This window comes from Streptomyces sp. NPDC051243 (assembly GCF_044455405.1).
In the GTDB taxonomy this organism is placed as follows: domain Bacteria; phylum Actinomycetota; class Actinomycetes; order Streptomycetales; family Streptomycetaceae; genus Streptomyces.
The window spans coordinates 371,650-385,701 of record NZ_JBITES010000002.1; the positions used below are offsets into that span (position 1 = coordinate 371,650).

11 protein-coding genes and 2 pseudogenes are annotated in these 14,052 nt (G+C 71.2%); 5 read left to right on the forward strand and 8 right to left on the reverse strand.

The features are described 5' to 3' along the window. Nucleotides 1–75 precede the first annotated feature (75 nt). Nucleotides 76–948, forward strand: coding sequence for a GNAT family N-acetyltransferase (locus ACIBAG_RS05570; protein WP_399101271.1), 873 nt, complete (start codon nt 76–78; stop codon nt 946–948). A gap of 9 nt (nt 949–957) precedes the next feature. On the opposite strand, the gene ACIBAG_RS05575 is transcribed toward ACIBAG_RS05570, so the two are convergent. Together ACIBAG_RS05575 and ACIBAG_RS05580 are read right to left on the reverse strand one after the other, a co-directional pair. After that, nucleotides 958–1,620 (reverse strand): pyridoxal 5'-phosphate synthase, encoded by a 663-nt coding sequence (locus tag ACIBAG_RS05575; RefSeq protein ID WP_399101273.1) that lies wholly within the window; start codon nt 1,618–1,620, stop codon nt 958–960. Then, nucleotides 1,613–2,061 (reverse strand): annotated as a pseudogene (locus tag ACIBAG_RS05580) (pyridoxamine 5'-phosphate oxidase family protein). The gene ACIBAG_RS05575 and the pseudogene ACIBAG_RS05580 overlap by 8 nt, the downstream one beginning before the upstream one ends. A 214-nt stretch (nt 2,062–2,275) precedes the next feature. Here ACIBAG_RS05580 and ACIBAG_RS05585 point away from each other — a divergent pair. Further along, nucleotides 2,276–2,746 (forward strand): annotated as a pseudogene (locus ACIBAG_RS05585) (GntR family transcriptional regulator); the annotation flags it as partial. A gap of 10 nt (nt 2,747–2,756) precedes the next feature. On the opposite strand, the gene ACIBAG_RS05590 reads toward ACIBAG_RS05585, so the two are convergent. From ACIBAG_RS05590 to ACIBAG_RS05605, 4 genes are all read right to left on the reverse strand, one after another. Further along, nucleotides 2,757–3,104 (reverse strand): hypothetical protein, encoded by a 348-nt coding sequence (locus ACIBAG_RS05590; RefSeq protein WP_399101275.1) that lies wholly within the window; start codon nt 3,102–3,104, stop codon nt 2,757–2,759. Continuing rightward, nucleotides 3,101–3,853, reverse strand: a complete 753-nt coding sequence (locus ACIBAG_RS05595; protein WP_399101278.1) for a hypothetical protein — start codon at nt 3,851–3,853, stop codon at nt 3,101–3,103. The genes ACIBAG_RS05590 and ACIBAG_RS05595 overlap by 4 nt, the downstream gene beginning before the upstream one ends. A gap of 62 nt (nt 3,854–3,915) precedes the next feature. Further along, nucleotides 3,916–8,670: a DUF6531 domain-containing protein gene (locus ACIBAG_RS05600; RefSeq protein ID WP_399101280.1), complete on the reverse strand. Its 4,755-nt coding sequence runs from the start codon at nt 8,668–8,670 to the stop codon at nt 3,916–3,918. Between the two features lie 353 nt (nt 8,671–9,023). After that, on the reverse strand, nt 9,024–10,202 hold the full coding sequence (locus ACIBAG_RS05605; protein WP_399101282.1) for a thiolase C-terminal domain-containing protein: 1,179 nt from the start codon (nt 10,200–10,202) through the stop codon (nt 9,024–9,026). Between the two features lie 76 nt (nt 10,203–10,278). Here ACIBAG_RS05605 and ACIBAG_RS05610 point away from each other — a divergent pair, with 76 nt between their 5' ends. Next, nucleotides 10,279–11,562, forward strand: coding sequence for an acyl-CoA dehydrogenase family protein (locus ACIBAG_RS05610; RefSeq protein ID WP_399101284.1), 1,284 nt, complete (start codon nt 10,279–10,281; stop codon nt 11,560–11,562). 35 nt (nt 11,563–11,597) lie between these two features. Next, nucleotides 11,598–12,056 carry a nitroreductase/quinone reductase family protein gene (locus ACIBAG_RS05615; protein ID WP_399101951.1) on the forward strand — a complete coding sequence of 153 codons (459 nt, stop codon included), beginning with the start codon at nt 11,598–11,600 and terminating at the stop codon, nt 12,054–12,056. Nucleotides 12,057–12,071: 15 nt separating this feature from the next. On the opposite strand, the gene ACIBAG_RS05620 is transcribed toward ACIBAG_RS05615, so the two are convergent. Then, nucleotides 12,072–12,695, reverse strand: a complete 624-nt coding sequence (locus tag ACIBAG_RS05620; protein WP_399101286.1) for a LysE family translocator — start codon at nt 12,693–12,695, stop codon at nt 12,072–12,074. An 82-nt stretch (nt 12,696–12,777) separates the two neighbouring features. Between ACIBAG_RS05620 and ACIBAG_RS05625 the strand changes: the two genes are divergently transcribed. After that, a complete protein-coding gene (locus ACIBAG_RS05625) occupies nt 12,778–13,230 on the forward strand; it encodes an Lrp/AsnC family transcriptional regulator (protein WP_031478742.1) in 453 nt (150 codons plus the stop codon). Between the two features lie 67 nt (nt 13,231–13,297). Here the strand turns inward: ACIBAG_RS05625 and ACIBAG_RS05630 are convergent, their stop codons facing one another. Continuing rightward, a complete protein-coding gene (locus ACIBAG_RS05630; RefSeq protein WP_399101288.1) occupies nt 13,298–13,945 on the reverse strand; it encodes a TetR family transcriptional regulator in 648 nt (215 codons plus the stop codon). Between the last annotated feature and the right edge of the window lie 107 nt (nt 13,946–14,052).

Consider the following 14,052-nt stretch of genomic DNA (forward strand, 5'->3'; position numbering starts at 1 on the left):
TGGCCTCTTGTGTCGGCTTGGTGTCCGCGGAGGAAAAGGGTGCACATCCCCCGCCCGGGCGCGGGATCATGAGGCATGCGCCCGGACGACTGGTACTGCACCCAGGATCTCACCGGCTTCCTCGCCCACGCCGGAGGCTTCCTGCGCTCACGCCCCGATCTGCACACCGTCGCCCTGACGGTGACCGAGACGCTGCGCACGAGCGGTCTGCGCGCATACGGCGACGAGGCGCCCGTCTTCGGTGTGCTGGAGGTGGGCGGGCAGGTGCGGGCCGCCTACTTCCGTACCCCGCCCTTCCGGCTGAACGTCACGCCCCTCACCCCCGACGAGGCCGAGTCCCTCGCCGCCCACCTGGTCGCCCTCGGCCACTCGGTCCCCGGTGTCATAGCGGCCCGCGAGACCGCCGAGGCCTTCACCGCCGCCTGGCGCCGGCGCACGGGTGGCCGCAGCACCGTCGTCCAGCGCCAACGCCTGTACCGGCTGGGCAACCTGACCGTCCCGCAGCCCGTCCCGGCGGGCCGGGCGCGGATCGCGGGCAAGGAGGACCGGGAGCAACTGGTGTGCTGGTACGGCGAGTTCATCGACGCCGTCGGTGATCACGCCGCCCGAGACGCCACCGGCTGGGCCGAGTCCCGGATCTCCTACGGCGGCGTCACCTTCTGGGAGGGCGAGGACGGCACCCCCCTCTCCATGGCCGGCGTGACCCAGGTGGTCGCCGGCCAGGTCCGGGTCGCCCCCGTCTACACCCCGGCCCACCTGCGCGGACGCGGCTACGCGGGCGCGGTCACCGCCCAGGTCAGCCGGGCCGTGCTCGCGTCCGGGGTGCGTGAGGTGCTGCTCTTCACGGACCTGGCGAACCAGACGAGCAACAGCCTCTATCAGCGCATCGGGTACCGGCCGGTGGCCGACTTCACGGCGTACGACTTCCGGGGGAGCCGGGGCTTCTGACAGCTCGGCTCAGGGCCAGAGCAGCTCCTTGAGCCAGCCTTCCTCCGTACGCCGGTAGACGAGCCGTACGTGGCGTCGGCTCGCGTCCCCCTGGAAGAACTCCACCTCGTCGGGGCGCAGGCGGTAGAGGGTCCAGGACGGGACCGGGGCGTCCGGCTCGCGCTGGGCACGCTCCCAGGCCGCCTGCGACTCGCGCGCCAACTCGGCCAGGGAAGACAGGACTTCGCTCTGACGCCCGGTCAGTGCCGCCGCCAGCGCGCCGGTCGAGCGGGCGTGCAGGTCGGCCTGGGAATCGGTGGCCGGGGCCGCGGTGACCGGGCCGCGGACGCGTACCTGGCGGCCCTGCGCCGCCCAGTAGAAGCCGAGGGCCGCGTACGGGCGGGCGGTGAGCTGGCGGCCCTTGCGGCTGCCGGCATGGGTCGCGAAGGACCAGCCGGACGCGTCGGCGCCGTGCAGCATCACGGTCCGTACGTCCGGCATACCTTCCGCGTCGGCCGTGGCGAGGGACATGGTGTGGGGCTCCACCTGTCCCGCGGCGACCGCCTGCGCGAACCAGGCCGTGAAGAGGGCGAGTGGGTCGGCGGGCGCGGTGGCGGGGTCGAACGGCGGCAGCTCGGTGACCTCCGCGTCCCACACCCGCAGCGACCTCAGCAGCTCATGAAGATCAGGCACCTTCCGGAGCGTAGTCGGACACGGAACCGAGGTCGGACGACACCCAGCGCTCGGGCCGCATACGGATGACCACGCTCTCGCCGTGGTTCTTCTGCGCGTACTCCACGTAGGAGTCGACCACCTCGGCCGGCAGGTAGCGGGCCGACATCTCCCGGAGCTGCTCGACGGTGAGGGGGTCGTCTCGACGACCGGCCCCTCCACCGACACGTACCGAACGGTGGGCTCGGTCCGGTCGACCAGCAGCGAGAACCGGCCCGCAGCGCTGATCAGCTCGTTCTTACGGGAATCCAGCCCGGTCGTGATCCACACGTCGCCGCCGGGTTCGTACTGGTACCAGATCGGCACGGTCAGCGGAGCACGCCCCGCCCCCGCGTCGACGGCCAGCGCGGCGACATGCGGCTCGGCCAGAAACTGTTCACGTTCTTCCCGGGTCAGGGCCATCTGCAGTCTCCTCCAGGGCTCGTGCCTCTGGCAGCACAACACCTGCTCGGGGAGCACGTGTTCCCGGCAGTCAGGAGGCGTGCCTCGCCGACCGTTCCGGTGGCGGCTTCTCCAGGACCGCACCGAACGTATTTCCGGCGGCCCTCGCAGCGCAGCACAGCACCAAGAGAGTCGTGATGCCCCGAGAGGCCCGTACCTTGCAGCGGCGGACGCGCTGCGCGAGCGTGTGCTCGCCGGTGAGTGGGACATCGGGGAGCGCCTGCCGTCGCGGCTGCGGCTGGCCGAGGAGTACGGGGTCGGGCGCAACGTCACGCAGCGGGCCGTGGACCAGCTGATCGGTGACGGTCTCCTCGAAGGGCGCGCGGGCTCCGGCACGTACGTCCGCGTCCCGCGTGAGCGCCTGCGCCTCGTCCGCTCGCGGCACCCCGCACACCATGGCGGCTCCCTCTACGGCGCCGGCGTGAAGGAGCGACTCTGCGTCACCACGCACCACGAGTTCCTGGCCGACGGGCAGCCCGTCCAGCTCTCCCGATCCTGGGACCCGATGGCCATCACGGACGGCACCCCGATCGTGCTGCCCGAGGAGGGCCCGCTCGCGGGCAAGGGTGTGGTCGAGCGGATGCGTTCCCTCGGCGTGGACGTCGAGACCGTGGTCGAAGTGCCCCGGCCGGCCCGGGCCACCCAAAACATGTGGCTCATGTGGTGAGGAACGTCCAGGGCAGGGCGGTCCGCCATTGGTCGTCGTCGTGTGCCCAGCTGTTGACGATGCCTGCGGCGGTGTCGTGGCCGTGGAATGCGTAGGGGGCAGGGATGCGGGCCTGGTAGTGGGCGTGAGGGCCGCCGTCGCGGTATTCGACGAGGCAGCTGCCGTCGTCTTCCAGGCGGACCTGGATGTAGTGCTGCGGGGAGTCCGGGCGTTCGACGATGAGGAACCGGTAGCGCAGGTTCAGTTCGCTGAGCAGGTCGTAGAGGGTTTCCTCGTCCGGGTCGTCGTAGGTCTGTCCGCTTTCCGTGATCGCCCTGATCGCGGCCATGATGGTCATTCCGGCTTGTCTGCGCGGATCACGCTCTGTTCGGCGAGAGAGATCAGCGCGTCAGCGGTGGTGGCTCGTTCCTGAGGTGCTTGCGAAGGTCCGTGCAGGGTGAGGGCGGTGAGGTATTCGGCTTTCCAGACCTGGCCGAGGCGGTTTTCCCACTCGACGTAGCTGCCGGGGGCGCCCTCAAGCAGCGACAGCTCGTGGAGGAGAACCTCCAGGGGTGCCAGGCCGCGGTGGGGGCCGATGCTGTGGCTCTTGGTCCGGGTGTTGTCGTAGCGCATCTTCAGGAAAGGGACGGGTTCACGGTCGAGCTTCGTCGGCTGAAGAGCGCGGCGGAACAGATGGATGGCCTCGTCCTCGGTTTCTGTGCCGGAGAACTCGGTGCGGTAGCCGGGGAAGAGGGTGTACGTGGCCTTGTGGAGGTCGGGGTCGTCCTGGGCGTGGTTCTCGTGGATACCGGGGCTGACGGCGGCGACGGTGTCGAACTCCCAGCCGGGGCAGGCGAATCCCCCCAGGGGCACCAGCGGTCGGCCGCTCCCGGTGATCTGGTCGCTGCGTTCGCGGGCAAACCTCAAGACGGCCTGGGCCAGGGCCGCGTCGTAGCGTCCCATGACGCGCATCTCCAGCAGGTGCTGGTGGTCCGGGGTGAGGACGGCGTCGAAGTTGAAGATCATACGGGACCAGTGCCAGGCGTCGGAAAGGCCCTCGATGGGAGCGGCGCCCGGCTGGGCGGATACGTTCGCCGTCAGGTCCATCGTCTTGTCTCGCTTCCTGTTCTCAGTGTGCTGTCCCCTGCTCCTGCTGGTGTCCTGTGGGGTCAGGAGCAGGAGTAGTTCGGTCCGGTGTCCTGCCGGTATGTCGCGGTCATGCGTCCGCCGCCGGCGGAGTTCTGGCTGCGGGTCATGGGCACCAGGTTATTGGTGTCGTTGTAGTAGTCGTTGCGGGTGCCTCGGTCGGTGTTGTAGCCGGTCTGGTTCCAGTGGTCGACGACCGGGTGGAGGTGCTCGTAGGTCAGTTGGCCGCTGGGGACCGGGTTGCCGTTGGAGTCGAACCAGTTCAGCTGGTCCCGGGGGATGCGCTGGCCGGCGCTGGCGTGTCCGGCTGGGTAGACGGGGACACCGCCCTGCTGCTGTCCTTCCACGGTCCATTGCGAGGCCATCGCGTCGTGTGTGGACTGCCGGTAGCTGCTGGGGTACTCGGTGTCCCGGTTGTGCTGGATGATCGGCGCGTTGGGGTCACGCATCCACCTGCCGTTCGGCCCGTGGATGGCGGGCATGAGGCCGAGCGGGTCGGCGATGGTGAAGGGGTTGTCGACGTAGGCGTAGTCGTTGGGGGCGGCGGCCAGGCCGAGCGGGTCCGGGGTGAGGTAGCGGGCGGTTTCCGGGTCGTAGTGCCGGAAGTAGTTGTAGTGCCAGCCGGTCTCGGTGTCGGCGTACTGGCCGGGGAAGCGCAGCGGGCAGTCGGTGTCCGCGCTGCCGGAGGTGTCGGGGAGGGGGATGCCCCAGAGGGTGGTGCGCAGGCGCCAGGTGATGGTGCCGTCGGGGGCGACGAGTTCGGCTGGGGTGCCGGAGAGGTCGGTGACGACGGCGTGGAAGCGGGGGGCGGTTCCGGGGCGGCGGTCGAGTTGGGTGAGGGGGCGGTGGGTGCCGGAGTGGTAGTCCCAGGTGGTGGCGGTGCCGGTGCTGGTGAGCTGTTCCGCGATCCGGGTGCCGTCCCAGGTGAAGGTGGTTTCCTCGGCGATGCCGCCGTGGGCGTCGAGCCTGCGTTTGGCGGTTCGGCGGCCTGCCGCGTCGTACTCGTAGACCCACCTTCTGCCGTCGGCGGTCGTGGTGGCGGTGAGCCGGTCGTCGCCGTTCCAGGTATAGGTGTGGGTGCGGGTCTGGCCGTTGAGGAGCCGGGTGTCGCGGCGGACCAGCCGTCCGTTGGTGTCGTAGGTGTAGGTGGTGCGGCCCGCGCGGCGCAGGCGGCCTGCGGTGTACTCGCGGACGGGGTCGTCGGCGGGGCCGGGGAGGGCGGCGTTGGTGAGGTTGCCGGTGGTGTCGTAGGCGTACGACTCGCTCCAGCCGTGGGCGTGGACGGCGGTGACCCGGCCGGCGGGGGTGAGGTCGAAGCGGCGGCTGCCGCCGGTCAGGTCGCGGATCTCGGTGAGGAAGCCGTCCGGGCGGTAGGTGTACTGGCGGTCTTGGAGGAGTTCGTCGCCGTGGGCGAGGCGTTGGGCGCCGAGGCGGCCGACCGGGTCCCAGTGGTGGGTGAGGGCGAGGTCGGGGCCGAGAATGCGCGCGATTTCGCGGCCGGTGGCGTCGAAGGTGAAGTCGAGCCGGTGGCCGTCGGTGTCCAGGACGATCGGGTGGCCGGCGGCGTCGTAGGTCCAGGTGGAGACCGTGCCGGACGGGGTGCGCCTTGAGGTGCGGCGGCCGAGAACGTCGTAGGTCCAGGTGGTGGTGCGGCCGTTGATGCTCTCGGAGAGCTTGCGGCCGAGGGCGTCGTACTCCTGCACCACCGTGGTGGTGGCGTTGGCCGAGCGCAGCAGGCTGCCGGCGGGGTCGTACGTGAAGGTGCTGATCCCGTCGGCCGAGTGCTCCTCGACGGGGCGCCCGAGGACGTCGCGGACATAGGTCGTGGTCTCGCCGGCGCCGTTTGTGCGGGCGGCCAGTGCGCCGGTCGGGTCGGGCCGGTAGGTCAGGGTGCGGCCGGTGAAGTCCGTTTCGCGGATCAGGCGGCCCGCTGTGTCATACGCGTATTGCCAGGTGCGTCCGGCCGGGTCCTCGACGCCGGTGAGCCGGAGTTCGGTGTCGTGGGTGAAGGTGTGCCGGGTGCCGTCGGGGGTGGTGCGGGAGGTGGGGAGGCGGAAGTGGGTGTAGGTGAAGTGGGAGGTGTTCCCGGCTCGGTCGGTTGCAGTGACGAGGTTGCCCTCGCCGTCCCACTCCCAGGTCTCCAGCGCACCGCCGGGCAGCTCGCGCCAGGCGGGCCGGCCCTCTGGCGTCCAGCCGAAGCGTTCGGTACGGCCGTCTGCGTCGGTGTAGGTGCGGACGCGGCCGAAGGCGTCACGCTCGACGGTGGTGGTGTGGCCGAGGGCGTCGGTCAGCGCCAGGGGCAGGCCCGCCGCGTCGGTGGCGATCCGGCGGGTGTGCCCGAGCGCGTCGGTGACCGTGGCCGGGCGGCCGTGGTCGTCGTACGTGTAGTGGGTGGTGGCGCCGACCGGGTCGGTGCGCGAGAGCCGGTTGCCCTGCTGGTCGTAGGTGTAACGCCAGGTCGCGCCGTCGGCCTCGGTGACCTCGACCGGCAGGCCCAGGTTGTTGTAGACAGCTCGGTCGGCGTGGCCGTCGGGGCGGATGATGGCTGTGGTGTTCCCGGCGTCGTCGTATTCGTAGCGCGTGGTGTTGCCCAGTGCGTCGGTGGCGGCGACAAGGCGGTCGGGGCCGTCCCACACCCGGTGGGTGGTGTGGCCCTCGGCGTCGGTCCAACCGGTCAGCCGGCGGTGCTCGTCGTAGCGGTATGTGGTGGTGTGGCCGAGGGAGTCGGTGTACCGGTTGACCCGGCCTGCGGGGTCGTACTCGAGGGTGCAGGACAGGAGGCCGTCGGCGCCTGTGCCGCGTATGCAGCGGTCCGTGCTGTCGTATTCCCAGCGGTACCAGCCGCCGTTGCGGTCGGTGCGCTCGATGATGCGGCCGGCCGCATCGTAGGTGAAGCGGGCGGTGTGGCCGAGGGCGTCAGCGACCTCCACGAGATCGCCGTGCACGTCATACCCGTAGCGCCGCAGGACCGTGCCGTCGGGGCCGCCGTCCTCAGTGTCCAGCAGCCGTAGCGCGCTGACCCGGCGGTCGTGGGTGTCGACGGCGATCCGGTAGCCGCTGCTGTGCCAGACCTCGACGGGGGTGCCGTCCTCGGCCCGGTCGATCTCGACGCGGTGGCCGTTGCGGTCGGACACCCCGTACAGCGGCAGAGTCACTCGACCGCTGGCCGGGGTGTGGCGTGCGGTCGTCGGGGCGAAGTGGAGGGTCTGCCCGGTGGCCGGGTCGCTCACCTCGATTGCCCCGTCCGGTGTGCCGTCCCAGGTCAGCGGCCAGCGGGGGCCGTGCTTCGGCAGCACCGGCTCGCCCGGGAGCGGCACCGGGTAGACCAGCAGCATTCCGTCAGCGGCGGCCAGTACCACCCCGTCGCCGTCGGCCTCCAGCCGCTGGTCGAGAGTGGAGGCCCAGGACCGGCCGAACCAGTCGCCGAACCGGTAGGACGAGACGTGGGTGCGCTCGATGACCAGCTCCAGCAGACCGGGCAGCCGCACGTCCGTCTCGGTCAGGATCATCTCGCCGGAGATCAGGTCGATCGGATCGCCGCCCTTGCAACGGCCTCCCGATGGCTGCGCCGCGCCGAGTCCATCGCGGTCCGCTCCGTCCCGCAGCGGGGTGGACGAACCGTTGCCGCGCCCGCCCCTCCCTGTCGGCGAGGAGGCCAGTGTGGTGGGCGCCCCCGCGTTCGGTGACTGCGAGGTGCCGTTGCCGCCCTTGCGGATGCCGTCGAAGGCGTCGGCGAGGCTGCGGTCGTTGTCATCGTGGTTGCGGGCCATCTTCTTCAGCCCGCGGGTCATGCTGTCGTCGAGGTGCTTGGCGGAGGTCTTCACGCCCTTCTCGATGCCGTCGATGACCTGGTCGAGCATGGCGTTGGCGGCATCCGCGATCGCGTCCCTGCCCCTGGTACGGCCATGAGCGGACCGGGCGCGGGATATCTTCCCGCCTGCCCCGTCACGGATCCTGCCGCCTGCGCTCGCCAGACTGGTACCAGCCCGCTCGTACGCCGCCAGATCCATGCTGAACTGGCCACCGCCACCGCCACCGCCACCGCCGCCTCCGGAACCACCGGCGCTGGCCAGGTTCATCGACGACTTGGCGCTGTCCGCCCCCTCGGCCAGACCTTCCCGGCCGGCCCGCGCGGTCTGGCCAAGGTCGACACCGTTCTGCACGCCGAGGGCGTTGCCGCCGAGCTGGACGACAAGGTCGCCGGCCATGGAGCCGAGGGCCTCGTAGACCGGGCCCATCGCGACCTCGATCACCCGGGAGGCGACCTCCTCGCACACCTCCTGAAAGATGCGTTTCACTGCAACCCGGGTCGCCTGAGTCGCCGCCAGGCCGCCGAGCGCCGACAGCCCCAGGGTGACCGTGGAGGCAGCAATCGCCGCCGCGATCTCCGCGGCCAGAATGCCAAGTTGGGTGATCGCGGCGAGCTTGGCCCCCTCGATCAGCACTGCCACACCGTCCAGCGCGGTCGCTGCCAGACGGCCCGCTTCGGCGAGGTTGGCCAGATGCGTGCCCTTGACCTTCCCCCAGTGCTGCTCCAACGCCTGCACTGCCGGGCCCTCGTTGGTCCCGATCAAGTCCATGACCGCCGCATGCGCGTCGGCCGCACCGTTGTCGATGTCGTCGGCGAACTCCCGCATGGCGTCCGCCATCTCGCGGTAGTCGTCCTCATCCACATTCGGCCAGTTGACGCCGATCAGGTCCAGCGCCTCGTCCAGATAACTCGGCAGTGTGACGCCCATGAACTCCCCCGTGGTGCGCTCGATCTGAAGCAGCGTCAATAAGTCGTACAAGCGTACCGAGGGGTCAATGGTGAGGGTGAGACCGATTGGCTGATCTCAGCGGCAGAAGGAGCCCCGCGGTGGCAGCCGTTGACCTCGACGACCTCCGCGCCGACCGCGGCGCGATGGACGTCGTCGATGCCGGTCGTGGCGGGGTCGTTGAAGCACCCGTCCGATCACCGTCGTGAGGGACCACGGGCCATGATGTCGTGACACGACCTTCGCTGACGCGTTCGCCGGTGACGACCCGCTGTCTCGTCACGTCCGCACACGGGTTGGATCATCTGATTCCTTCTCGGTTGCGGTGGTGTGAGGCGACCTGTCCAAGCGGCCACGGCCTGTCCGTAGCTCGCTCAGCCCCGCCCCAGCACCACCGTCCCCGAAGAGCAGAACCACCCGCCGGTCCCGGAAGCCACCCCCAGCCGCGGCAACTCCCCGGCCCGCCCCCGCGCCCACACCTGGCGCTCCCCGCCCTCACCCCGTAGCTGCCGGACCGCCTCGACCAGCAGGAACAGCCCCCGCATCCCGGGGTGTTGGGCCGACAGCCCGCCGCCGTCCGTGTTCACCGGCAGCTCCCCGCCCCGCACGAGCAGCCGTCCCTTCTCCACGAACGCGCCGCCCTCGCCCTTGCCGCAGAAGCCCAGGTCCTCCAGCGTCACCAGCGTCATGTACGTGAACGCGTCGTAGATCTCCGCGAAGTCGATCTCCTGCGGCCGCACCCCGGCCCGCTCGAAGGCGAGCCGTCCGCTCACCGCCGCCGGGCCCGTCGTGAAGTCGGGCCACTCGGACATGGCGGCGTGCGAGACGTGCTCCCCGGCGCCGAGCACCCACACGGGGGCCGTACGGCAGTCCCGTACGAGTTCCTCGGCGGCCAGCAGGACCGCCGCGCCGCCGTCGGAGCGGATGCAGCAGTGCAGCTTGGTGAACGGGTCCGCGATCATCGGGCCGGACAGGACGTCGTCCACGGTGATCGGGTCGCGGAACATGGCCTCGGGATTCAGGGCCGCGTTCGCCCTCGTCTGGACCGCCACCTGCGCCAACTGCTCGACGGTCGTGCCGTGTTCGATCATGTGGCGGCGGGCGGCCATGGCGTACTTGGCGATGAGCGTGTGGCCGTAGGGGACCTCGAACTGCGAAGGGCCCCGGGAGCCGTAGGACAGGTTCCCCGTGCGCCGGCCCGCCCTGATGTCCGCGCGGGCCGTCGAGCCGTACACCAGCAGCACCGCGTTCGCGTGCCCGCTCGCTATCGCGTCCGCCGCGTGCGCCGCCATGACCTCCCAGGTCGAGCCGCCGACCGAGGTGGAGTCGACCCAGGTGGGGCGCAGGCCCAGGTACTCGGCCACCTCGACGGGGGCCAGGGTGCCGAGTCCGGCGGACGCGAGGCCGTCCACCACCGTCCGGTCCAGGCCCGCGTCGGCCAGGGCACGGCGGGCCGCCTGGGCGTGCAGGGCGTACGGGGTCGCGTCGTCCACCCGGCCGCAGTCGGCGAGGGCCACTCCGACGACGGCGACTTTCCGGCTTCCGGGAGTCATGCGAGGCCTCCAACCTCTGTGCATCTCGCTGCGACCCCCCTAATATGACGGGCCGTCAGATACGGAGGGAAGAGCCATGGACGCCAGCTTCACCCCCGAACAGGACGAGATCCGCCGCACCCTCCGCGAGTTGCTGCACAGCCGCTGCGGCCCCCGGGAGCTGCGCGCCGCCGTGGACACTCCCGCCGGCCACGACCCCGCCCTGTGGACCGCCCTCGCCGAGCAGCTCGGCCTGCCCGGGCTCGCCCTTCCCGAGGCGTACGGCGGCGTCGGCTGCTCGGTCACCGAGCTCGCCCTGGCGGGTGAGGAGACGGGCCGGGTCCTGGCGCCCTCGCCGCTGCTCGCCACCGCCGTCCTCGCCGCACCGCTGATCGCGGCACTGGGCACCGACGCCCAGCGCGCCGAGCTGCTGCCCCGCCTCGCCTCCGGCGCGCTCACCGCCACCCTCGCCGTCCCGGGGACCGCGCTCGCCACCGCCCTCGCGCTCACCGGAGACAACGGCGGCGACTGGGCCGGCGGCGGGCGCGCCGGGGGCGTGCAGGCGCGGCGGGTGGCGGGCGGCTGGCGGCTGTACGGGCAGGTCGACCAGGTGCTGGACGGGCACAGCGCGGGGCTGGTCGTGGTCGCCGCGCACGCCGGAGGGTTCGCCCGGTCGCGGACCCTGCTGTTTCTGGTGGCCGGGGACGCGGCGGGGGTCGTACGGGTACGGCAGACCGCCCTGGACGCCACCCGGCCGCAGGGACGGGTCCAACTCCGGGACGTGGAGGCCGAGTTGCTGGGTGAGGAGGATGCGGATGTGCTGGGTGCCCTCGCCCGTGCGGGGAGCATGGCTGGCGCCGTCCTCGCCTGCGAGGCCGTGGGTGCCGCCGACCGGGCGCTGGAGCGGACCGTGGAGTATGTGAAGCAGCGGGAGCAGTTCGGGCGGGCGATCGGCTCCTTCCAGGCGGTGAAGCACCGGCTGGCGGATGTGTACGTGGCGGTGCAGGCGGCAAGATCGGCGGCGTATTACGCGGCCTGGGCTGCGACGCCCCCTAGGGGCGCGAGGCTGTATCAACATGCGGCTCCGCCGCGGGGCGCGACCAGCCACGATGAACCCGCGGCCGACCACCGGCATGTCGCGGCACCCCCCGCGGAGCGCCTGGCCCTCGCGCAGGCACTGGAGGCGCTGCGGACCGCGTCCGCCGAAGGGATCCAGTTCCACGGCGGCATCGGTTTCACCTGGGAGCACGAGGCTCACCTGTACTTCAAACGGGCGGCCGGCGACGAGCTGCTCTTCGGGCCGGTGCACCGGCTGCGGGCGTACGCCGCCGACACCGCCCGGATCTTCGAGATACCGGACGTCCAGGGGGTGGCGGTGTGATCGGCGTTCCCGTGGTCGTACGAGCGGTGCAGAAGATGTCCTCGACGCGGGGTTTCGCCAAGGTCGCCCCGCATGTCATCCCCGCGCTCGACCGTGCCGTGCACCGGCTCACCCGGGGCAGGGTGCTGCTCAGCGCACAGCTGCTGCCCGGCGTGATCCTGACCTCCACCGGGGCCCGCAGCGGACTGCCCCGCCGTACGCCGCTCGCCTGCATGCCCGAGGACGACGGCCGCTCCTGGATCCTGGTCGGCTCCAACTTCGGCCGCGCCGGCCACCCGGCCTGGACCCACAACCTGCTCGCCCATCCCGACGCCGAGGTCAGCTGGAAGGGGCGGGACATCCCCGTCACGGCCCGGCTGCTGGAGGGGGAGGAGCGGGCGGCCGTATGGAAGACGGCGCTCGCGTTCTGGCCGCCGTACGCGACGTATCAGGCGCGGGTGGAGCGGGAGATCCGGCTGTTCCGGATCGTCCGCAAGGAATCCCTGCCGGGCTGATCCGCCCGACCGGCCTTACAGCGTCGCCAGGCGCTGCACCAGCAGAAACGCGCCGATCCCCAGCATCGCCGCGCCCGACGTGCGCGCGACCGCCCGGGCCGCAGCCGGGCGGGCGCCGAGCACCGCGCGGGCCGCGAGGCCCACCGTGAGATAGACGGCGGCGCAGCAGGCCATGTGGAGCAGGCCGAGTACGGCGGTCTGGGCGGGGACCGGCAGGTGGTCGCCCTTGGTCACCAGGAACTGGGGCAGCACGGAGAGGTAGAGCAGCAGGCCCTTGGGGTTGAGTCCGCTGATCGTGGCACCCCGCAGAAAGGCGCGGGCCGGGCTCGCCGCCACGCTCTCCTCGGCCGCGCCCGGCGTGCCCGGCCGGCGCAGCACCCCCCACCCCAGCCACACCAGGTACGCGGCGCCGGCGGCCGTCAACGCGGTCAGCAGCCCCGGCTCGCCCGCCACCAGCACCGCCAGACCGGCCACGGCGAGGACCGTGTGCAGCGCGTACCCGGTGACCAGGCCGGCCACGGCCGTCACCGGCGAGCGGTCGCGCAGCCCGGCGGAGATCGCGTACGCCCAGTCGGCGCCCGGTACGCAGACGAGGAGCAGGTCGATGGCGAGGAAGGAGAGGAGCAGTCCGGAGTCCATGGTGGGGACATTAGGCGGGAATGGCCCGAAAGTGTTGTCGAAGTTTGCCCGTGATCGCCCGTAGTGAGGGAAGATTTGCCTCATGGATGACGTGGACAGAAAGATTCTTGCCGAGCTCCAGCAGGACGGGCGGTTGACCGTGACCGAGCTGGCCGCGCGGGTGCGGCTCAGCGTCTCGCCGTGCCACCGGCGGCTGCGGGAGCTGGAGCGGGCCGGCGCCATCAGCGGGTACCGGGCCGTCGTGGACCCGGCCGCCGTCGGGCTGAACTTCGAGGCGCTGGTCTTCGTCTCCATGCGGCAGGAGGACCGGGACACCGTCGCCGGGTTCGAGCGGGCCATCTCGGACATCCCCCATGTCCTGGACGCGCAACGGCTGTTCGGCGAGCCCGACTACCTGCTGCGGGTCGCCACAGCCGACCTCGCCGCCTTCCAGCGGCTGTACGACGAGCGGCTGGCCACGCTGCCGGGGGTGCAGCGGCTCACCTCGACGCTGGTGATGAAGCACGTCGTACAGGATCGTCCGCTGCCCGCATAACACGGCAGGCGGCGGCCCACCTCGGGTGAGCCGCCGCCTGCCAGACAGGACTTGCTTAACCGGAGAACTACTTCGTCGGCTTCTTCCCGGTCACGCCCAGGTGCACCAACAGCGCCAGGTTCGGCTTGAGTTCGGCCTGCTTGACGCCCCACGTCTGGAAGCCCTTCTGGTGCGAGGCCACCGCCGCGAGCATCGCGACGATCGAGCCCGCGACCGCGGCCGGGTTGACGTCCTTGTCGACCTTGCCCTTGGCCTGCAGCTGAGTGACCGCTTCCGCGAGGGAGTTGTTGACGGAGTTCAGGATCTTCATGCGGATCTTGTAGAAGCGCTTGTCGCCCTCGGACGCGCCGAGGTCGACGACCCTGAGGATCGCGTCGTTCTTGCGCCAGAACTCCAGGAACCCGTCCACGAGTTCCTGCGCCGTCTGCCAGCCGGCCTTGCCGACCCAGCTGCGGCCCTCCACGAGCTCGGTCAACCCGGCGCCCTCGGCGGCCATTTGCTCGGCGATCTCCAGGACGGCGCCCTCGACGTCCGGGAAGTACTGATAGAAGGTCGCGGGTGAAGTACCCGCCTTCCGGGCGACATCGATGACTTTGACGTCCCGGTACGGGGAAGAGCTGAGCATCTCGCTGAGGCAGTCGAGCAGCTTCTGCCGGGTCGCCTGCCCACGCCGGCCGGCCACGCGGCCGTCGACGGTACGCACTTGTCCTGTCATGTCGTCAGCTTACCGAGGCGTGATCGGGGCGCGATTCGGCCGACTGCAAATGGGGTGCACGGGGACGCGGAGTCTGGTGTGCCTGGTCTGCGGGCTGCGTGAGACGC